The 19,895-nt window shown below is 60.4% G+C and carries 21 protein-coding genes; 5 read left to right on the top strand and 16 right to left on the bottom strand.

The genetic code is table 11. The features are described from left to right. Positions 1–99: 99 nt before the first annotated feature. The 15 genes from GL4_RS03110 to GL4_RS03045 all read right to left on the bottom strand — a co-directional run bounded on the left by GL4_RS03110 (position 100) and on the right by GL4_RS03045 (position 16,619). Positions 100–807, bottom strand: a complete 708-nt coding sequence (locus GL4_RS03110; RefSeq protein WP_045364457.1) for a phage adaptor protein — start codon at positions 805–807, stop codon at positions 100–102. A gap of 6 nt (positions 808–813) precedes the next feature. Then, positions 814–1,251, bottom strand: coding sequence for a hypothetical protein (locus tag GL4_RS03105; RefSeq protein WP_045364455.1), 438 nt, complete (start codon positions 1,249–1,251; stop codon positions 814–816). A gap of 15 nt (positions 1,252–1,266) precedes the next feature. Further along, complete coding sequence (locus tag GL4_RS03100; RefSeq protein WP_045364452.1) at positions 1,267–2,091, bottom strand: hypothetical protein; 825 nt, start codon at positions 2,089–2,091, stop codon at positions 1,267–1,269. A gap of 54 nt (positions 2,092–2,145) precedes the next feature. Beyond that, the gene (locus GL4_RS03095) at positions 2,146–3,057 is read right to left on the bottom strand and encodes a hypothetical protein (RefSeq protein ID WP_045364449.1); all 912 of its coding nucleotides are present in this window, start codon (positions 3,055–3,057) and stop codon (positions 2,146–2,148) included. A 27-nt stretch (positions 3,058–3,084) separates the two neighbouring features. Further along, complete coding sequence (locus GL4_RS03090) at positions 3,085–4,128, bottom strand: phage major capsid protein (RefSeq protein ID WP_045364446.1); 1,044 nt, start codon at positions 4,126–4,128, stop codon at positions 3,085–3,087. An 18-nt stretch (positions 4,129–4,146) separates the two neighbouring features. Further along, positions 4,147–5,184 (bottom strand): hypothetical protein, encoded by a 1,038-nt coding sequence (locus GL4_RS03085; protein WP_045364443.1) that lies wholly within the window; start codon positions 5,182–5,184, stop codon positions 4,147–4,149. A gap of 67 nt (positions 5,185–5,251) precedes the next feature. After that, on the bottom strand, positions 5,252–7,294 hold the full coding sequence (locus tag GL4_RS03080; RefSeq protein WP_045364440.1) for a hypothetical protein: 2,043 nt from the start codon (positions 7,292–7,294) through the stop codon (positions 5,252–5,254). Beyond that, positions 7,294–8,955, bottom strand: coding sequence for a phage terminase large subunit (terL, locus tag GL4_RS03075; RefSeq protein WP_045364437.1), 1,662 nt, complete (start codon positions 8,953–8,955; stop codon positions 7,294–7,296). Before terL ends, GL4_RS03080 begins: the two co-directional genes overlap by 1 nt. Positions 8,956–8,986: 31 nt before the next feature. After that, positions 8,987–10,270: a hypothetical protein gene (locus GL4_RS03070; RefSeq protein WP_045364435.1), complete on the bottom strand. Its 1,284-nt coding sequence runs from the start codon at positions 10,268–10,270 to the stop codon at positions 8,987–8,989. A 10-nt stretch (positions 10,271–10,280) separates the two neighbouring features. Beyond that, the gene (locus GL4_RS03065; protein WP_045364432.1) at positions 10,281–10,592 is read right to left on the bottom strand and encodes a hypothetical protein; all 312 of its coding nucleotides are present in this window, start codon (positions 10,590–10,592) and stop codon (positions 10,281–10,283) included. A gap of 9 nt (positions 10,593–10,601) precedes the next feature. Continuing rightward, complete coding sequence (locus GL4_RS03060; RefSeq protein WP_045364429.1) at positions 10,602–11,282, bottom strand: hypothetical protein; 681 nt, start codon at positions 11,280–11,282, stop codon at positions 10,602–10,604. 5 nt (positions 11,283–11,287) lie between these two features. Beyond that, positions 11,288–15,076, bottom strand: a complete 3,789-nt coding sequence (locus GL4_RS16535) for a hypothetical protein (RefSeq protein ID WP_052464079.1) — start codon at positions 15,074–15,076, stop codon at positions 11,288–11,290. Between the two features lie 351 nt (positions 15,077–15,427). Continuing rightward, positions 15,428–15,592 carry a hypothetical protein gene (locus GL4_RS17385; RefSeq protein WP_156137365.1) on the bottom strand — a complete coding sequence of 55 codons (165 nt, stop codon included), beginning with the start codon at positions 15,590–15,592 and terminating at the stop codon, positions 15,428–15,430. Continuing rightward, positions 15,589–15,909 (bottom strand): hypothetical protein, encoded by a 321-nt coding sequence (locus tag GL4_RS03050; protein WP_045364426.1) that lies wholly within the window; start codon positions 15,907–15,909, stop codon positions 15,589–15,591. The genes GL4_RS17385 and GL4_RS03050 overlap by 4 nt, the downstream gene beginning before the upstream one ends. 224 nt (positions 15,910–16,133) lie before the next feature. After that, entirely contained in the window at positions 16,134–16,619 is a 486-nt protein-coding gene (locus GL4_RS03045) for a hypothetical protein (protein ID WP_045364423.1), read from the bottom strand. Between the two features lie 92 nt (positions 16,620–16,711). On the opposite strand from GL4_RS03045, the gene GL4_RS03040 reads away from it, so the two are divergent. The 5 genes from GL4_RS03040 (at position 16,712) to GL4_RS17865 (ending at position 19,021) form a co-directional block, all read left to right on the top strand. Continuing rightward, on the top strand, positions 16,712–17,146 hold the full coding sequence (locus tag GL4_RS03040) for a hypothetical protein (protein WP_045364421.1): 435 nt from the start codon (positions 16,712–16,714) through the stop codon (positions 17,144–17,146). A gap of 33 nt (positions 17,147–17,179) precedes the next feature. After that, the gene (locus tag GL4_RS03035) at positions 17,180–17,689 is read left to right on the top strand and encodes an antirestriction protein ArdA (RefSeq protein ID WP_045364419.1); all 510 of its coding nucleotides are present in this window, start codon (positions 17,180–17,182) and stop codon (positions 17,687–17,689) included. Between the two features lie 17 nt (positions 17,690–17,706). Further along, positions 17,707–17,928, top strand: coding sequence for a hypothetical protein (locus tag GL4_RS16530; protein WP_052464077.1), 222 nt, complete (start codon positions 17,707–17,709; stop codon positions 17,926–17,928). Positions 17,929–17,961: 33 nt separating this feature from the next. Continuing rightward, positions 17,962–18,444 carry a hypothetical protein gene (locus GL4_RS03030; RefSeq protein ID WP_045364416.1) on the top strand — a complete coding sequence of 161 codons (483 nt, stop codon included), beginning with the start codon at positions 17,962–17,964 and terminating at the stop codon, positions 18,442–18,444. Positions 18,445–18,844: 400 nt separating this feature from the next. After that, positions 18,845–19,021 (top strand): hypothetical protein, encoded by a 177-nt coding sequence (locus GL4_RS17865; RefSeq protein ID WP_208430894.1) that lies wholly within the window; start codon positions 18,845–18,847, stop codon positions 19,019–19,021. Between the two features lie 299 nt (positions 19,022–19,320). On the opposite strand, the gene GL4_RS03020 is transcribed toward GL4_RS17865, so the two are convergent. Continuing rightward, entirely contained in the window at positions 19,321–19,893 is a 573-nt protein-coding gene (locus GL4_RS03020; RefSeq protein ID WP_156137364.1) for a hypothetical protein, read from the bottom strand. Positions 19,894–19,895 lie beyond the last annotated feature (2 nt).

Genomic DNA, 19,895 nt, shown 5'->3' with positions numbered 1-19,895 from the left:
CACAGTTTTTGCCGAGCCAAAGTGTGCCGGGGATTCCAGACGCTTGGGGGCGCCTTCGGTCCATCCCGTACTTGAAATCGCTCACATGGAGGTAGGCCATTACGTCCCCGAAATGCGAACGATGGCCCTGGTAGGCGTTGCCCGGTAGTCGTCGACTCCGACGCCAAGGCGGCAGGGAGCCTCCCCGGTGCTCATCCGCTTACGCAGCTTCGCCAGCCGCGCATTCGCGGCGCTCAGCGCGTCATCGGCATCCGGGTCCTTCTGCCGTTTCAGAATGCGCGCGGTCGTGAACAGTACGACGAGGGTGTCATCCAGCAGGCAGATGTCGTCGTCGTCGACCATCGGCGCGAACGCCAACTGCCCGAAGAACTTGAGCGTCTGCGTCGCCGCCGGCAGCGGCCACGCTTCGATCTGCTCGACGCCCGCGGAAGCGACGTATTTTACGTCCCACTTAAGCACCGGATCGCTGCGCTCGTTCGCCGCCGGATCCCAAATGTCATAGTCGGCGAACGTGATGCCGCGGTCGATGTTGTAGGTGAGACCGTTATAGATCAGCGCGACCTTATCGATGTTCTCGACATCGAGGCCGCTGGGAAGATCGTAATACTGCTGCCCGGCGTTGAGGGTCTTGGAGAATTCCTGCCGCAGATGCGGCCAGGTGTACTCGTTCCACAAGAGCTCGTAGACGCGATTGATGTGCGACTTGAGCCCTTCGACATCCTCAACGCCGACAGCGACAGCGTTTGACCGGCCCGTCTCGTTGCGGACCTGAACAATCAGGTCGAGAAACTGCGTTCCGCGGGCCATGGCGGATTACCCAACGAGGTCTTGAATCTCGTCGGCCTCTTCCGCTTCGGAGGTCTCAGAATCCTCGTCCTTCGCCTTGCGGGTGTATTTCCGCTTCGGCTTCTCGCCGGGCTCGAGCTTGGCGCTCGGGCCGGCGCCGACACCTTCCGCCGTCGTAGGGAGCGGCTGGCCGACGCCGAACATGAGGTCGATCGATTTGCCCTGGCGCTTCAGCGCCACACCATAAACACCCTGCAACCGGGCGCGCTCGTCGGACTCCGAACGATCCGTACGACCGATACGCTTGATATCGGTCACAACACTGTCGTCGACTTCGCCGGTATCGGCGTCCACTAGGCCGTGCACGTAGCGGAGGAGAAAAATCTCCGGCACCGTGACCTTGACCTTGGTGATTTCGTTGTAGCGGGAGCCGCCTAGGCGGACTTTGCACTGGTAGAGGTCCAAGGGATGTCCTTTCCGTTAGTTGATCTTGCGCCACTTGAGCGTGACGACACCGGTGAACGTCACGGGGCCGGCAGCGGTAACATCCGCCCAGCCATCCGCAGCGTTCAGGTAGACGACGTGGGAAAGCCCGCCGGACTCCGCGATGTAGAGGCCCGTGGTGTTCGACGCCGCGCCCGCCCCGGCCACGGCGCCGTCATTGACGCTCGCCGCCGCGAAGGGGCCGCCGATGTTCTCGCAAGCCGCATTGACCGCGCCGAGCGTTGCCTGCACGCCCGCGCCGACAACCGTACCGAGGCCGACTTCAGGGGTGTCGGTCTGGACCGAGATGTCCGCATTGATCGTGCCAACGATCGAAGAGTCTTCGACCATGATCGCGCCCGCGGGGAACGTGTAGAGGCTCGCCCCGAGGGCCAGGTTCGCGCCATCACCGGAGCTGCCCATCGCGAAGTCGGTCAAGGTTAGCTTGGTGATGTGGAACATCCCGTCGCCATGCTCCTCGACATCCGTGGTCGCCTCCGTCGTGACCGCGCCAACACCGGTGGTCGTTAGAAGAGAATCGACAACGGAGTCCGCAGCGTCCCGCGTGGCCTGGAACTTGACGGTGGTTCCTTTGGGGATAGTGGTCGACCCTTTGTACGTTACGACGATGCTGGACGCCCCATAGGAGACATCAATCTCGTCGTCGTCCTCGGTGAAGACGTTCTGCAACGTCGGCACCGCCAGAAGCGCGCCGCCCGCCGCATAATCGCCGAACACTCGGCCGGAGGCGTAGGAGAACGTGATCGTCCCGTCGTCCACGACAGCCGCAGTCAGCGTTTGGGTGTAGACATCGAAAGCCATGGCTTTTGTCCTTCAAAGCTCAAAGTGAAGTAGGGGGCTTGCGCCCCCTACCGTTTACCCTGCGTACTGATTCACGCCCTTGTAGGTCGGATCCGCCAAGAACACGGCGAGCTGGATGGCCGTCGCGCCATCCAAAGTCGCCCCAGGATCGTACGTGCCGCGCACATCGCCGGTCGTCGCCGTCGGTGTGGTCTGCACACCCGCCGTCAACGTGCCGTCGAGCGAAGCATCGAACGTCCCGTTCTCGAAATCACCGATCACAAGGCCCGCCGTGTTGTAAGGCAGGAAGACAGGCAACCCGATCACGTCGCCCGTGCCGAGGAACGCACCATTCGAGATAGTGGCGCTCGCCGCAACGCGAGTGATCTTCTTGAATGCCTTCTTGCCCGGAACAGCGGTCGAGCCGTTGAGCGTAATGCTCTCTGCCATGGGCTGGCCGTAAACATCCTCGCCGTAGACCGTGAGCACCGCCGTATCGGCGCCGCCACTGTCGGCGATGACGTTCCGGGGAACGTCAAGGACGACCACGCCGCCGGAGGCCAGATCGCCATTGATCGTGAGATCATGGGCCCCGGTGTCCGACTGCGCCTCGCAGATGCCACCCGCGTCGAGCATGTCCGGCGTGCCGAGGTCGATCAGGTACGGCAGCATCGGCGTGACACCGCCGGGCAAGCCGGCAAGGATGTCCGCGCGATCGTCGCCGGCCCGATTGAGCTCGACCATGACCGCCGTATTGGCGGGGATCGAAGTGGCGCCATTGTAGGTGATGGTGATCGAGGTCGTGAACGCGACCGAGATCTCACCGCCATCCTGCGTGAAGTGCCGCTGCAATCCTTCCGCATAGATTTTGTGACCGTAGCCGACGTAAGAACCGGAATACCGATTCTCCGGATAGTCGATGACGATCGTTCCCGACTGCGCAACCGCGGAACCGAGAGCAACTTCAACAACGTCAAAAGACGACATAGCTTTGGCTCCTTTCCTTATCCAGGGTTACGCGATCGACCAGACCTGCTGCGCATTGCGCTGACGGCAGATCAGGCCGAGCATCGAGGTCTTGGCACGGTAGAACACGTACTTGTCGTGCGGCCGCGCCGGGTTGTGGGTCTTCTCGGACTCACCCTCGATGGCCATCGGGTAGATGTGCCGGGTGTCGAGGGCGTAGCAGTATTTCGCCTTGCTCATATCGTCGAGCGTCGGGTCGTACTGGAAGTTCACACCCTTGAAGCTGATATCCGCGATGGAGGCGTCCGTCTTGGACTTGGAATTCCAGCCCTCGAGCGTGTAGTTGCCCTTGGCCCGGAGCTCCTGCTCCACCCAATCGAGGAAGTCGGAGCCGGCCAGGACGAGGTTCGGACGACCGCCGTACCGGCGAAGCTGGCGCCAGTCGTACTGCATCTTCTGAACGACGTTCTGATCCGCAGCCGTCGAAGCCGTCATGGCAAGCCGGGCACGGTTGCGCCACCAAGCGTTCGCGGACTGATCGATGCCGCCCACGACAATCGCCGAGGTCGGATCGTCGAGCACGAAGGACGTGATGCCGGGCACGAGCTGGGCGTCGGCCGAACCGTCACCCCAAAACATCGTGTTCATGCCGCGATCCCAGCCCTCCATCATGTCCTCATTCTTGTCAGCCATGAGGTTCGCGATGGCGGTCTTCTCGCGATCGGTGTGGTTCTTCTCACCCTTGCCGGTCGCCGTGTCCGTGATCGAAATGCCGTCCTTGGCAAGCTCGTGCATGGTGACGGAGATACCGGCATGGATCAGCTTCCACGGGTAGCGAGCACGCTTCATGTTCGCCGGGTTGGCGTACGTGACAGTCTCGTCGTGCTCGAAGCCCTGGATGGTCGTGGTGTACTCGCCCTTGACGCCGACGGTGATTTCTTCCTTGCCGCCGGGGAAAGTCTTCTCCATGCCTTTGAGGGCCTTGAGAAGGGGCTTGTCCTGAAGGGTCTGCGACCGGACTTCAGGGGTATTCCAGTGATAATCGAGGCTCGCGTTCGCGATGTTCTCGAGTTCTTGAACGGTAAAAGGCATTGTACCTACTCATCGCCTTTACCCACTCAAAGCTTGCTCGACCGCTTCCATATGCGACTTCGGCGTGGGCTTCGCGTGGGGCGAAGCAAACTGCCCGTTCGGTGCTCGACGCTCCTCCGGCTTCGGGCGGAACTTTTTCATCCGTTCCTCGACCACTTTGAGCGCGTTCTCGGCGAGCTCTACCGCCGACTTGCCCGGATCGTTCGCGTCGAAGGACTTGCCCTCGCGCTTCATCCGGTTGATGGCCAACTCGACCTGCTCCGAAACGGCGTCCTGCTTCAGATGCCAATCCGGGTCGGATCCAGCTTTGCCCTTCGCCCACTTATCGACTGCCTCGACCGCAGTGTTGACGACCTTAGCATTCCGCTCTTGCTCGTCTTTCTCGGTGTCTCGCTGAGTTTGCCGCTCTGTCCGCTGCTGCGTTGCCGCCGCATTGGCCCGCGCCACACTCAACTCTTTGGCTCTGTCGAGAGTGATCTTTCCGAGTCTCACATCCTCTTGCAGATCCTCGGGAAGCACTTGGCCGGCTCGCGCCGCCACTTCCTCGTAGATCGGTCCGAGGACTTCCAACGCTTTCCCGTAATCCTGGCTGTTGATAAGCCGTGTGATTTCGAGGGCGTTGTTGACCTCTTGCGACGTGATATCGTTTTCGTGGAGAAACCCCGTCAAACGATCCCATTGCTCAGCGCGTGGCTTCAAAGATTCCGTTTCGCGCTTTGCTTCGTCGCGTTGGTGCGTGAGGCTCACAAACCGGCGATTGGCCTTTTCAGACAGAAGCTTTCGCTCCTCGTCGGACAACTCCTCGTCATCCTCGGCTTCGTCAGTCTGTTCTCCCGACTTGTCGGTGGTCTCCGGTTCTGCCTTCTCGTTCCCAACGTCGGCAGTCGGCGATTCTGCCTTCTCACCCTGCAGCGCGGCCTCGACGGTCTGCAATAAGGTGGACTTTTCTACGCCTGGCTCGGCATCGGACGATTCTGCCGGGGTGTTTACGTCCTGATTGTCCTGGGTCTCTGCGTTAGCTTCGACTTCGGGCTCCGGTGACGATTCGGGAGGCATGTTTTACGTCAAAACTCCTTCGACACTTTCTGTCGTATTGCATAATTCTCAGATTTCTACACTCGTGTCAAGCAACCGGTGGCGCTGGCGCGGGATAGGCAGGCTGGCCACCGGGCTCGCCCTCATTCTGCTGCGGCCCCGGCGCGTTGTCGGCGCCCTCGCCGCCCTGCGACGCCGGGTCCGTCGCCGGGTCGCCTGTCGCCGGCTGTGCGCCCGCCTTGGCCATGAGCGCGTTCATCGCCTGAATCGACGGCATGCCGCCCGCGACGAGCTCATCCGGGTCCATGTCGATCAGTTCGGCGTAGCGGCGGCCCAGCACTTCAGGGTTGATGCCCTGAAGCTGAATCAAAATCGGGGCACCGCGCTCGAGTTTCGCCAGTTCCGCCGCGGCATTCGGCCGACCGGAAGACCCCGCCTTGATGTCGAGCGAGAGGTCTTTGGCCACCTGCTCACGGGTTTGCGGCATATCGGGCCATACAGCGCCCTCGCCCACAATCTCGATCACCGTCTCTTTTGCGACTTCGGTAAGCATGACCTGGCCGGCCGCCTTGGCCAGCTCCGTCAGAACCTCGTCGAGGTCGTCCACGTTGTCGGAGTTCGTGTCGGCATAGCTTTCCTCGGCCACGGACACTTCCGTCGCCGTGTCGCCCGACGTGCCGCCGAACCGCGCCGCGGACGTACCCAAGACCCGCTGCAGATCCTCGTAGTGCATGTTGACTTCGTAGAGGTTCGGATCGATCGAAGCGGTCGGGCCGGCCTGAATCAAATCCGTGATCTTCTGCCCGGTGCCGAGCGTTTTGACGGTGACGACCTCGTGCGCCTCGTGGTTGGCGATTTTTTCCTTTTCCTCGCGCTCGAGGCCCTGCCCCTCGACCCACCACGGGCGCGCCGCGCGGCGGTGCTCCCTCAAGCTTTCACGGCTGCGGTTGTACTCGTTTTGAATGTCTTTCGCCAATTCAATATCGGACGGCGGGTAGATGTTCTTCTCGTCTTCAGTTTCGTTGAATACAATTGGGAAGATCGGGAAGAACCGCTCAATCTTCAACTGAGAATACGGCTCTTTCACATAGTCGTGATACCCGTCGACAATAACGAAACAGTGACGGTCTTCTTTGTCGTGGACTTCGTGAACATACGCCGTCGGATTTTTGCAATTGTCGTCATATTGCGATCCGTCCGGCTTGTATTTCGTATAGGCGTCCTTGATGTCGACGCCCCACGTCTCTTTGATCTTGCGCGGCGTCATGTGGAAGTCGTGCGAAACCCAGCCCGCTCCGGCCAAGCTCTTGAGATGGACGCAGTTCTTGTCGATCGTAATTTCGTTCGCACGCGGGAAGTCGAAGATCAGGCCCTCGCGCACGAGAAGCGTCTCCTGCTCCTGCAATTCCGCCAAGTTGACACGCAGCCGCTCCAACTCGGCGCTCTGATCGTCAATCTTGCCTTCGGCAATGTCCTGCAAAATGCGCTCGACGGCCGCTATCTTCGTCGTGACATCCTCGATCTGCGCCGTGATTTCCGGACGCTTCTCGAGGATCCGTTGGTAGCCGAGTTTGACGTAGCCGACCTTGCAGACCTTCGCCCGGCGAACGGCGGCCTTGAGCTGTTGCTTGAAATTGCACGCCTGCTCGCCGACGTAATAGTCCCACAAGATCTGCATCGTTTTGGACATGCGGTCCATCTGCAGCTCGTACTGCCGCACAGCCAAAACCTCTTGGACGATGGCGATCGATTCCCCATCGCCGATACCGACGCCGGCCAGCGCCGCCTGCAACGTGTCGGCGCGGCCATCCCACAGCTTGTAGAGCATCTTCTCGCGCCGCTTCACGAGCGCCGTGGGGTTCTTGGCGTAGAGCTGACTGACGGCCTGGTTGATGTGCCGGTTCAGGATCGGGACCGTGTAGTTTCCGCCCTTGATCCAATCCGAGTCGGCGCCGCGCTTCGCAAACTCTTGGTTCGTCTTCATCTCGTCGTAGACGCCGAGCGTCTTCCAGTGATCGCGGGATTCCTTGATCCGCTCGCTCCACTCTTCGATGAACTTCTTGCGCGCGTCATCGACCTTCGGCTCCTCCGCTTCGGTCGACTCGTTTTGCTCTAGGCGTTCGTCTTCCATCACCAACCTCTATTCGACGCGGCACGCTTCTCCGCCCGCGCGCGCAAGTTTGACTGTTGCATGATCCATTGCGGACTGCCGACGACACACAAGGAGGGCTTCGGCTGCGCCGGCATCGCGCGCCGCTCCTTCATTAAGCCCATGCCGATGTGCGACAGCCAGTCGACAAAATCGTCATGGACCCCGTAGGGGAATTGCAGCATTTCCGACTTGGCTTGCTGCCACCACGGGGCATGGCGCGGGAAACGCACCATGTTCATCGCCACGCGGCCTTGGATCGCCCGCGCCCGCATCTTCTTTTTCTTGGACGGCCGCACCGGATCGATCGTCACAAAAACGCGCTCCTCGACCATGCGCTTGTGAAGGAACGGGCCGAACGACTTGGAGATCAGTTCGTCTTCCATCCACCAAAGCTGCGGGTTGTGCCTCTTGAATTGAAGGATCAGGTCTTCGACCGTATCGTCCGTCTCCTGCCGCTCCCACACGAGGTCAGGCAGCACCCAAATAACGTCGTTCTCGTCGACCCCCACGCAGCCGATGCAGTTTGGATCGTTCCGCTGCTCCTCGGTCACAGCATGGTCGGACGCGCCGTAAATCGTAAGGTTCGCCGGCAATTCGTGAGCGTCATACTCGACAAGATTTTCCGCCTTGAAATATTCGCCATCCTCAACCGACGGCTGGCCCATGACCAACGCCGTGAACGTACGCGGCTCGGCCATCTTCCAGGCAACGTAGAAATCGAGCGGCTTTTCGTCTTCCCACAGCGCGCAACATGGCCGATCCCCGAAGGCTTCCACAATCTCCGGATCGGTCTGCGCTTTCAAAACAAGCCCAAGCGCCTCGGCCAGGGGCGGATCGTAGATCACGCCGCTCAAATTAAGGTACAGCCACTCTTTCTCGTTGTGTTTTAAGAGTTTGCCCCGCTCAACGTGGTTGGGGTCACACAACCGGCCGATAAGATCGTCCGCATGCCAACGGGTGTGGACAACCACCATCCGGGTCTTCTTGGAGCCGCGGGAGTATGCCACGGAGAAGAACCGCTTCCACAGCTTCTCGCGGTAGGTGTCGCTCTGAACCTCTTCGTCGTCCTTGATCGGGTCGTCGACGAAAAAGTAATGCGCCGTACGGCCCGTAACCGTGCCTTGCATCGAAACGAAGTGAATCTTGCCGGCGGCGCGGCCGTTGACGAGCAGAGTGATCGCCGACTTGCTTTTCGACGACTTCGAAACCTCGACGTTCGGGAACACCTGACGATAGGCATCCGACAATAGAAGATCGCGGAATGCCTCGCCGAGCTCGTCCGCGCGGGTCTCATTGTAGGTGCCGACGATGATCTTGGCGCGCGGGTTGCGCCCAAGGATCCACGCCGGGCCGAAGGTCGACAAATGCCACGTCTTACCGTGCTGGGGCGGGATCGAGACGGCCACCCGTTTTCTACGCCCCGCCTCAATGTCCTGAACGATCTCGCACAACAGCGCCCCGTGCGCCGTGTCCTGATACTCGCTCTTATACGGGTCGTCGGGGAACTCTTCGTCGGGCAGCATGAGGCGCATGAAGACGCGCAGGCTGTCCTTCGCCTCGCGGACGAGCAGCCGGCGTTTCGTCAGCCACAGAAGCCGCTGCTTCTTGGCATAGATTTCGTCCTGCGTCAGGTCTGTCACGTTTTCATCTTCTCAGATTTCAGCATCGGACTCAACGGATGGCTGACGGGGACCGCGGCAACATCCGTGCCGGCTTGGTGTACGACCACCGATCGTTCGCGCGGCCTTCCCGCGCGTACCACGCTTCGTTGAAGTAGCGGATGATCTGTGGCGAGAAGCTGAGAATAGCCCCCGTCTCCGGATCCTGTTCCAGCCCGCAGATGAGACCGCCAACGTGCGCCTCAAGCCGCTTCTTCCGCATGAAGACCGTTTGATCCTGCGTGCATCCGGTCTGCGCGACCCACACGTTCCGGATCAGCCCGGCCCAAAGCTTGTGATAGTGCCCATAGAGCGCGACATTGGGCTTCTCCCCACCCTCGTAGCTCTCCACGATCTTCTGGATGCTGTAGCTCAGCGCGTACGCGCTGCCTCCGCCAGGATGCACCACGGCCAGGATAGCAGTCGCGCCCGTGTTCGCGTTGACGAGCTCGATGTGGCTCTCCATGAAGCCGATGTCGTGCCAGTCCTCGCGGCCGGCCTGCGTCATCACCCCTTCGGCGTACCGGCCGACATCGACCCCCTCGCGCTGCGCGTACCACCCCTCATGGTCGTCGCCCCAAATCGCATAGGTCTCGATGCCGTCTCGTTTTGGGAACCGATCGGCGAGCAGCGCGCATTGCGCCTCTAGCCCGTGCGCTTCCACGTCGAACTTGTTGAAACGCGCATCGCCGTCGATCCAATTACCGGTGTTGAACACACGATCGACCCCGGCCGCTTCGAATCGGTCGTAGAGGTCGTCGAGGGCGTCGTACCGGGCGTATTTCGACCCTATGTGCTGGTCGCCGCTGGCGCCAAACAGAAACGTGTTGTCAGGGCGCGACACGTACTGAAGCTTCCCGTGCTTCGCGAAGGCCGGCTGCACATCCTTGGGGATCTCGTAAACGTCGCCGCGGCGATGGATGTTGACACCCTGATCGAGGAGTTCATCAACACAGTTCAGAACCTCGCCGATGGACGATTCCGCCGCCTTCGACAGCTCGGCCAGGGAATGCGGCCGCTTAGCCAACAACAAACGCACCGTTTCCGGAGACGCCGCGGTGTCCTCACCGGCAACGACGGCCTCAGCCGCCGGCGGCGCCGGCACATCGACCGTGAACCCCTCCTCGAGACCCCATTTGTACCAACGCCGAAGCGTGCTTGGGTCCATGCTACGAATCTCCGCAGCACGCACAAACGCAGAGGGCATGCCCCCGATCCGGCACCCTTCCCTCACCGCTTGGGAGATGGCGTCGAAAACTGTCCGAAGCTGCTTTTCGTCCGGTCTCGGATTCGCCATCGTTCCTCTCCTACGCAAACCAATTCAGGAAAAGCGTGGCGGCGCCGCCGACGCCCCCCGCCACTAACGACACGCCCGCGACGAAACCAGCGGCCTTCCACCGCGCCTGCTGGACGCTGTTCACGATTGGTGCGATCTCCTCAAGCTTGGCCTCGACCGCAACGACACGGCCTAGATGTTTGTCGAGGCTCGACAGCCTACGCTGCATCGTGTTGAGGTTCCGACACGTCCGTTTCTCGTGCCCATCGAATTTTTCGCCCAAGCCTTTGAGCTCGCCCCGGACCTCACCGAGCATCAACGAGATTTCATCAAAGCTAGTCATACCGCGCCCTCAAAGTTTCGAACAGGCGACGAAGAACGCATCGCCTTCCGCCTCGGTTTTTTCTGCTGCCAACAGAAGCGCGAGCACAAGGGGATGGTCGCGCTCGACTACGCTCATCTTGGCCCAGGTAATCTCCGCAGCAACGCGCTCAGCCGAGGTTGGCAGCGCGTCGAAAATCTGCTGGACCGAGGCGGGCACGGCGCCGGTTTTTGCAGCGTCCAGTGCTTCCTGCTCAGTAATCATGCCGTTGCCCATGAGACCAAGAAGCATCTGACGTGGCGTGATGGATACAGGGACGGTCGCAGCCCGCTTGAGCGCGGCGTCCTCGACCCACTTGCCCGTCTCGGCATCGAATGTGTCGTATGGGCCGGACGGCTTCTCCGCTGTGAAGCTGTCTGGAATTGGGCCGTATTTCAGGTATCGGTTCTTGCCGATCTTGAGCACGACGCGGGCACCCGTTTGCTTATCGTAGACCGTCTCGCCATCGTGGTTTTCTTCGTAGGTCCATTTCTGCGGATCACGGTCTCGATGAAAAATCCGCTCATAGCCCTTACGAGGTTCAGGCGCGGGCACACTGGTCAAAGACGGATGGCCTGCCTCAACCGTGATGGTCGCGCCATCCTCGCGAACAGCATCCTGCTCGGAAACATATGCGCCGTTCTCCGGGTTAAATCTGTAAATCTTCGCCATGGCCCTCACCGATAATAGATTCCGACGAGAACGCCGATGGCGTTCACGCGAACTTCATCCGCCGAATATGTCGGGTCATCGCCAGACGCCGCAAAAGTGACACTGCCCTCGCGTGGGTATGTGGAACCGGCAGTTGCCGCGTTCGACGCCGAACCACCGCTGGAAAACGCGCCGCTGTAAGACCCGGACATTGGGATGTTGTTGCCGAAAGTACCGTCAATATCCGGCGCGCCATCCGTCTGAACCTCACCGACACCAATGTTGGTTCCGTCCGCCGGGCGAAGATGCTTGTTGCTCGTGTGAACATCCGGCAACGCCAACCTCTTGTTAGCCGCAAAATCAGTTGCGGCATCGGCACCGAACGTCGACCCCGCGCCGGCGCTGGTATAGATCGACAGGGTGCCGTTCGTGTTGCCGATGTCCCACAGGTATTCAAACAAGGGCCATGTGTCGTCGTTGGCTCGAGACGTACCCCCGGACGACCCGTTTCCGATCGTCAGCCCATCGCAGGCAAGGCATTCGTCCGGAAGTGTGAGGCGGAAGCCGGACCATACGCTGCCGATGCGTGGGTTGACCTCACGGAACGCGATTGCCGTCGTATCGAGCGTCCCGCCGGTGTTCGACGTGCAGAGCCACCGCCGATCAGCATTGGCGTTGCCTTCTTGCACCGTGACAATCACGCCTGGGTGCTGGTCATACGACGCGAACTCGGTCGCGCGCGCCGGCGTCGTTCCAACCTCGTAGACGCCGTTCTCTTCCGATGCAGACTGGTCCTTCACCAAAACGTAGTCGCCGGTAACGAGCGTCACGCCGTCGAGCGTATCGCCGTTGTTGAGCGCCGTAGAGATCGTGATGTTGCCCGTCGTCGCGGCGCGCACCGTCGACGCCGCGCCACCGCCGGAACCGCCGGCCGCACCCACATTGCCTGACGGCGAGAACTCGGCCACAAGACCGTCAGCGTCCGAAAACGATCCCGAACTCGTGACATACGAAACATCAAACCGGAGCCACCCGGTGTTGTCCGTGACGGCCGAGACAATCTTGAACGCAGCAAACGTACCCGGCGCCGAAATCTTCTTGAAGACCAACCGGCCGCGGTCGGCCGAGTTGGTGCTGTCATCCCACGACGCCACAAGATCGGAAACGTCGGGGCCACCGGCCTCGGCCGACGTCGCCGACACCGCTATTTCCGAAACACTGGCGAGCGCCGCGTTGTTGAACCGGACGTCGCCTGTGCCGGGGTCGGCCATCGTCGTTGAGATATCGAAATCCCAACGAACGCCGGGGTCCAGCCCGCGGTTGCCTTTGTCACCTGTCGCGCGTTCGACCAACGCGAGCCGGTCGTCTTGGGCAAAGCTATCCGTACCGGATCCGGTAATGTAGGTGACAGCGAGCTTCACATATCCGGTTTGATCGGACGCAGCCGCATCGATCCGAAACACCGCGAACTTGCCGCGCTGCGTCAGGTTGGTGATCTGAAACTCGCCCTTATCGACGGAATCGGACGCGCCGATGCGCAACAAAAGCGCCTCGAGGTCATTGCCTTCGAAGTCGTCATCGTCGATGTATATCTCAGTCGCGGAGGCCAGGTCCGCATTATCGACACGGGCGTACCCGTCGCCCGGCGCCGCCTCCGAGATCGCCGTCGAAAACCGGTAGTAGCGGTTGCCGAGGCCGATAGGGATAATGTCGTTGACCGTCTTCTTGGCCAAGATGATCCAGTTCGTGACGGCACCCGGCCCGACATTCGGGTGCGGTTGCCCGCCCCCGGACGATGCGGTGTTGCCGCTGATCGACCCCGATACAGAGCCAGACCAGCTAATGGCCCTGCTGTCCGTATCGAAATTGCTTTGGTCCCAGGTCCAGAAGGTCGAGCCGTCCGACGACGCGGCGTTTTTGTCGTCGCGCCTGTCGCCCCGCGACACCCTGTGGTCGTGGGGATTCGGCGACACAGACCCGGAAACCGATCCGTTCCAGCTCAACGAGCCGTCGCCGTGCGAGTGCGCGGCCAACATCGCCAAGATCAGCGCAATCGTCTGCGCACCGCCAACCGACCCGGCCACCTGCGGGTCGTTGATGATCGAGAACCGCGCGGCCGTGCCGCTCGCGGTAGCCGTAGCGGCCTGGGAAAGCGTCAACGTCGTACCGCTGATCGCCGAAATCAGCGTCCCCGCCGGCACATTGGCCGACAGAACGAACATGCCGACGCAAAGGTCGGTCGCCGACGCCACCGTCGCAGTCGTCAACGAGCTCGTCGTGTTGATCGTGGTCGACTTCTGAAGCCGGTTCGCCGCGCCTTGCCCCATGTTGTCGCGGCCGTACAGCGCGACGCCGCGGCTGTCCGGCAACGCCACCGTGTCGCCTGCGTCGAAATCTTCCGTGCCGGCGTTCCCCAACCCGGCTTCCGCCTTGCAAAGGTCGAAAAGCGTCCGGTAGTCGTCGTCCTCGTGATCGGCCCCGGACCCGACCTTGCCGATCGTAGACCCATCCCGGTACAGCCAATTCGCATTCGGCAGCGCCGAGAAGTCCCACGGAAACGAGAACCCGATGTCGATGAGCCCGCCGGCAACCGCAGCGTCAAGCAGGTCGGGGGTCACAACGCCGGTCGCGTTCGCGAAATCGCGCGCCATCGCGTTGGTGATGTCAGTATCCGCGCTGCGCACAAATTGGATCGAGCAACTATCCCCGTCGGCGAAAGTGCCAACCCGCGCGCCGTTCGCCACCGTCACCCGATAGAACCCGGAATCGGCCGTTACTTCCGTGACATCGAACTCAATCCGCTTATCGCCACGGCCGGCTTTCGAGATGAAGAGGTAGCCTTTTGGGTTGGCGGGCGACGCCGCCCACCGGTCCAATATGCCGCTAAAGTCCGGGTTGCCGATTTCCGCCGACTGGTCGTCGAAGGCAAGCTCTGTCGCGCTCTCGATCGTTGCGTTGTTGGCGCGCCACTCGCCGACCCCCGGCGTTGTAGACGTGTCCGTGCTCGCCGCGTCCAAGTCCCACGCAATGCCCGCCGACGTGCCGCGCTCGCCGGCCGGAACAAACTCGACATTGACCGCCTCGTCATTGGCGAACGAGCCGTCCACCGCGCCGCCGTCCGACCGCAACGTGACGAGGTAGTAGTCCGTCTGATCGGAGATCGACACGACAACATGGGAGATGAATTTGCTGCTGTTTCCCGCTTTTTTGACGAGCAAATAGCCTTTATTGGCGTTCTCGGACCGGCCCCACTCCTCGAGCCACCCGCTGACATCCGGCGCGACGTCCTCCGACCGTGCCGTGCCGGTCTTGCTGATCGCCATCGCAGTCGCGATGCTCGGGTCGGCGTTGTTGAACGCCAAATACCCATCGCCGGGATCGGCGCCGGTGTTTGTGCTGTCAGAAAACGTCCAGCGAATGCCGGGATCCGTGTTGATGATCGTAAAGTCGGCGACGACGAACCAATTGTTCTCGTCAAATGTCTCGCCGGATGTGTGCGCACTCGCTGCGCGATAGAAAACCCCATCATGGAACACCGTCGACGTGAGCGCGAACACGGTATTCGGCGTCCATTCGACAGGCGCGTCGAAACCAAGAGACACGGCGGCGGAGATTTGGTCGTTGCCGACGGTATCGTTCGCGAGCTCGCCGTCGTCCCGTTGAATCAACGAAAGGTTCTGCAGAATCGCATCGAGCGTCTGCTTGATCTCGTTGAACTCGATATCAACCTGATTCGCTGGAATCGGCTCGGAAGGATTTAGCGCCTGATAATTCGAAAAATTATACTGGCGGTCGTACTGCGGCGGCTGCGGCATAGCGCTATTCGCGAGATAGGGGGGGGCGCCGTTCGCGAAGCGGCCTTACGAGCGTCGGCTCAGAAAATAGCTTGTCGGACGCTGTAGATCAATGACAATTCTACACGTTCACCGCAGGGGCAGGTTCCGATCGAGGATGGCGGCGAGCGCGAGGGCCAGCAGCGAGAGGACGATTGCGTCTATCATGGGCTGATTTTTGGGGAGGGGGGACCGGGAGAGGGTTGGGGTTTACGCAATACCGAACAGGAAGTCTCCCCCGGTCCTTACTGCTTCAACTAGGGAGACCCAAACAGTAGCGTCGTTAATGTAGAACGGCTCTGTTCTCAGTGTCAAGCACTGTTTGCAAGAGGCTTAAGGGCCGCGTTTCGCGACCTCTTCCTCGAGATTTTCAGCGGCGATACGCAGATTGTCGAGCAACTGGCCGATGTGGGAATCGATCGCGGCCTCGTTCACTGTCTGCGGTTGGAATTCGTTGAATTTCTGCTTCGCCTCATTGACGATTGCCATAAAAGTCACAGCGGGTTCTCCTTCAGGATGGTGTCGGCGTACTCCATGCGCAGGCCCGCGCAAAAAGTTGAGCATTTGCGGTTGCCCTCTTCGTCGACGAGACAAATTTTGCAGATGCCGGATGGGGACCAGCGGCCTTGGGCCATGTCGAGGAGCCGGAGCGCCGCATCGCGGAAGAGACCGCGGGATTGGACGGCTGCTCTGAGAGTCTCCGCGGCGGAGGGGCCGTTCTTCGGGGCCAGGGCTTGACGGACCTCTTCAGGTACTTTGGGGCTTTTCGCCAGTTCGTCTAGGAGCTGGGCGGTTTCGGGTAGGGTAAGGGCCATCGGGATCTGCAACCGGTTACTTTGGTGAAAGTGTAGAACGGTGCCTACCGACAATCAAGCACTGTTTGCAAGAGGTAAAAGCTTTTCTAAAACCGAAAATCTGTCGATTCAGGTTACGCGGTTTGCGATCAAGCCGGCGGCCCCCTCCCAGGGGGTGGACCGACTGCCCGCCGGCGCCCGATCGGCCTGGCTTCCCCTTGCGCTGCCTACCAAAGGCAGAAGAACTAGAGCAAATCCGCCAAATCTGCGTCCGTTGTCTTGTTATTTGGCGTGATATCCTTCGCACGCCCCACCAATTCAGCCTCAAGCACGTCGCATGCTTCACGCAGCTCTGCGTCTGTCATTTGCTCCGGATCCTTGTCGGCCGTGTCTTGGCTAACTGCCTGGCGTGGCGGCACAAAACCGCCCATCGCGGCGACTTTCAACGCAACATCCGCGAAGACTCGTTCGCCGTAGATTGCTGGCCCGCCGTCTAAGATACCCTCAAGCGCCAGCAAGGCGGCCGGCACAAGGCGCCCGCTAACTAGGCGTCCGAGCTCAACATTCAGAGCGTTCAGTACCGCGGGCGCCCGCAGCAAACGTGATGCCGCATCGGCCGGATTCCCGTACCCGGCAAGCGTCGCCGCTTCGTTCGGTTTGGCTCCTGATAGGATTGCCTTAACGAATTCGGCTTCCCGATCAGAAATTCTTATCGCCTTCGGAAGTCTCATTGCCTGCAACAATTATCACGAAAATGTGATTTGGGGTATGTGTAGAAAGTGGTTAATTTCTACATTGTCAACACCGCACAGGAGATTCACAGATGAAACACACTGCATATGTCGGGTCGATCAGCACAGGCACGCTTCTCACAGAAGACTTGCTGGAGGCGTTCGTAGGCGAGCTTTCTTTTCTAGCCGATAGCGTCGACCATCCGGGCAATCGCCAAACCTATGAGGACTTGTGCCAAGAGGCAATCGACGCGGACCCTGAATCGGAAGACGCGCAAGAAATCCTCAATAGCTTGATCGATGCGCTAACCGAGCTCGCGCCTCCCTATTGCTACTTCGGGGCCCGCGAAGGCGACGGCGCCGACTTCGGGTTTTGGCCAGACACGGACTCGATAGCGGAATTGCCGCGCGTGTCGGACCCAAACGAGGTCCGCATCGCAGACCACGATTGGCTCTTCGTAAACGACCACGGAAACATCACGATTTACTCCGGAGCAACGGCCCAACCAATTCTTGAACTCGTCTAACCAGTAGAAATCAGAGACTTAGGAGATTCACAGATGTCAGATGCACCAATGGTCTATGTCGGCACCTACGCCAAATACAACGCCGGCAGCATCGCCGGCAAATGGCTCGACTTAGAAGACTACACGGACAAGGAGTCTTTCATAGAAGCTTGCCGCGAGCTGCACAAAGACGAGTCCGATCCGGAATTGATGTTCCAAGACTACTCCGGGTTTCCTGAAGAGTATTACGGCGAAAGCCACCTAGCCGATGACCTTTGGGACTGGCTCGATCTAAACGACGAAGACCGCGAAATGCTCGCGCGCTACCAAGACGCAACAGGCAACGCCGCATCAATCGAAGACGCGCAAGACGCCTTTTCCGGCACGGCCGACAGTGAGGCCGATTTTGCCGCCAATCTGGCAGAGGAGACAGGCGCGGTTCCGAACAATTTCCCGTCGTGGATATCGATCGATTGGCAGCACACATGGGACGGCGCCTTGCGTTTTGATTACATCACAAGCCGCGCCGAAGACGGGACCCTGTGGTTTTTCAACCGCTACTGAGACAGGAGACTCAACCGATGAAAATCCCCGCGCACATGATCCAGCCTGGCGACCTCGTGGACCTCGAGGGCGACGCCTTCGCGGATCCTCTCAGCAATAACCCCTTCTACCGTTGCGAGCTCGCCGCATGCACTGGCGCCACGCCCGCCTTGGGCTACGTCGCCCTCGCTTTCGGCCACGATGGAATCTTCGTCCCAGCCGATCATATCCTGAACGTCAAGGGCCACGTTTCGGCCTAGATTGTAGAAATTAGAGACTTAGGAGATTCACAGATGCAACAGGCACAAGAGACCTATACACAGGGCTCGGCCACGTTCCGACGCCACGAAGGCGGAACCTATTTCAACGAAAAGACACCTGATGACGTGAAACGTGCGCTGGAACGAGCCCGCGTTAACGGCGAGCGCGTCCGCCTTTTCTACGGCGACACGGAGACCGGAAAAGCTTGGCTGGAGGAATACGGCGTGGCCGGCACAATCAACCGAAGCACGGGCCCGTGCAAAATCCCCCTGATTATCGCATCCAGCCGATCGCACGGCGGGCCCGCAATTTTGGATAGCTGCATTGTGGCTATCCGTGGGCGCCACGGTTGGCTTTACCGTCACCCGCAATTCGATCGGGGCGCCTTCACAATGCACTATGGCGAAACACCGATTCGGGTTAGCCACAACGGCGAAACGTGGGCGACGTTCAAGACCCCCAAGCAAGCATTGCGCCGAATCGCGTTCATGCGTGGTGAAAGACTCGCCCCATGATCCCTCTGCTCCGCCTACTCGCCAAGATCCTGCTGGCATTGCTTGTCGCTGCCCTTTGGGGCCTGGCATTCTTTCGGACGTAGCCCGTCTGGAATTAACTGTGCAGATCGGCCCTTTCGACCGGCGGAAAGCCTAGTTTTTCCGCCGGTTAGCCTGTCAAGTACCAAGAATCAAGATTTGACCGCGCTTAGAGCGCGCCCTACCGTTGCGATAGGGTTTAGCAACCCTTCGCACTAGCGGTTAGCCGACCGCCTCCGAAATGGCTCGGCACTCCGCAACGACTGTTTTAGTCCGGGGTCTCCGTGTGCATGTCCAAGGCCCTGCCCAAAGACACGGAGAGCCGTCTAGTGCCGGTTTGCTAAACCCCGGACGCAATCAGTCTATTCGCGGGGGAGCCACCATGTCGACTGTGCTTTACTTGCCGCCTCGTCAAATCCCAACACTCGGTTGCAGACAAAACGGCATCTTTGAAATCATCCACCAAGACGCCCGCTTCGCCCTTATTGATGCGCTGGTGCCGGTCGCACTCGCCCGTACCTGGGCGGAAGAGTTCCGCCTAGCCCCAAAAAAGAGATAGGCGCGCTGCCCTTTTGCATGTATTCGTTAACCACGCCAACGCTGAATTGTGGAAGGCTGCCCCATGCGCCTCGCCTTTGCCGCCTTGTTCGCCTTGTCCGTCGCCGCTTGCGCCACACCGGGCCCGAATTACACATGGCACAAAGCAGGCGCCTCTGAAGCGCAAGGCCGCCGCATCATCACGATTTGCGAAGGCCGCGTTAATTCTCTACAGGCCCTAAACCCACAAGCCACGACAGCCCACCTAGACGCTGCCATGGCGGGTTGCATGGCCGAGCACGGCTATTCGCTGCGCCCAGCCTAGCATTCAGGCCCCAACGCCTCGCGCCAGGCCTTAGCCTGCGCCTCCCCTTCCGGCGCCAATCTGTAAAGCCATTGCGATTCGCTTTGCCTGCCCGGCGCGCGCGTCCGATCGAACGCCGCATTCTCCGCGCGCTCGATCAAGCCCATTGGCCACAAATATTGATGCACCCACGCCCGCACGCTGCCGTCCGCAAATTCCGGAATGAGCTGCCGCAAGTCCGGCCGGCTGTACCATCGCCCCGCTTCCATCCGCGCCACCAAGACTTGCCACCCTGGCAGCGCCATTAGCCGGCCCGTCCGACACCCTGTCTTGCGTTTCCAAAACGCACGTTGCCTCGCCTTCCGTTTCGCCTTGGCCGCCGCCGCGCCTTTATGCGCCGCCACGGTCAGGACGTGGTGCAGCCGCTCGGCCTCCCCGGCCAGGATCGCCGCGATCCGATCGGGATCATACCGAAGCACGAAACGGCTCCCTCGCCCTTTTTTCCGCATTTCCAAAATCCCCGACAAATTACATTCTAAAATTTGGGCCAGCCGCGGGCGACAAAAGGCGGAACAGCCGACAACCGACATAC

It is taken from the genome of Methyloceanibacter caenitepidi (assembly GCF_000828475.1).
Classification (GTDB): Bacteria; Pseudomonadota; Alphaproteobacteria; order Rhizobiales; family Methyloligellaceae; genus Methyloceanibacter; species Methyloceanibacter caenitepidi.
This window is presented reverse-complemented; position numbering and strand designations above follow the sequence as displayed.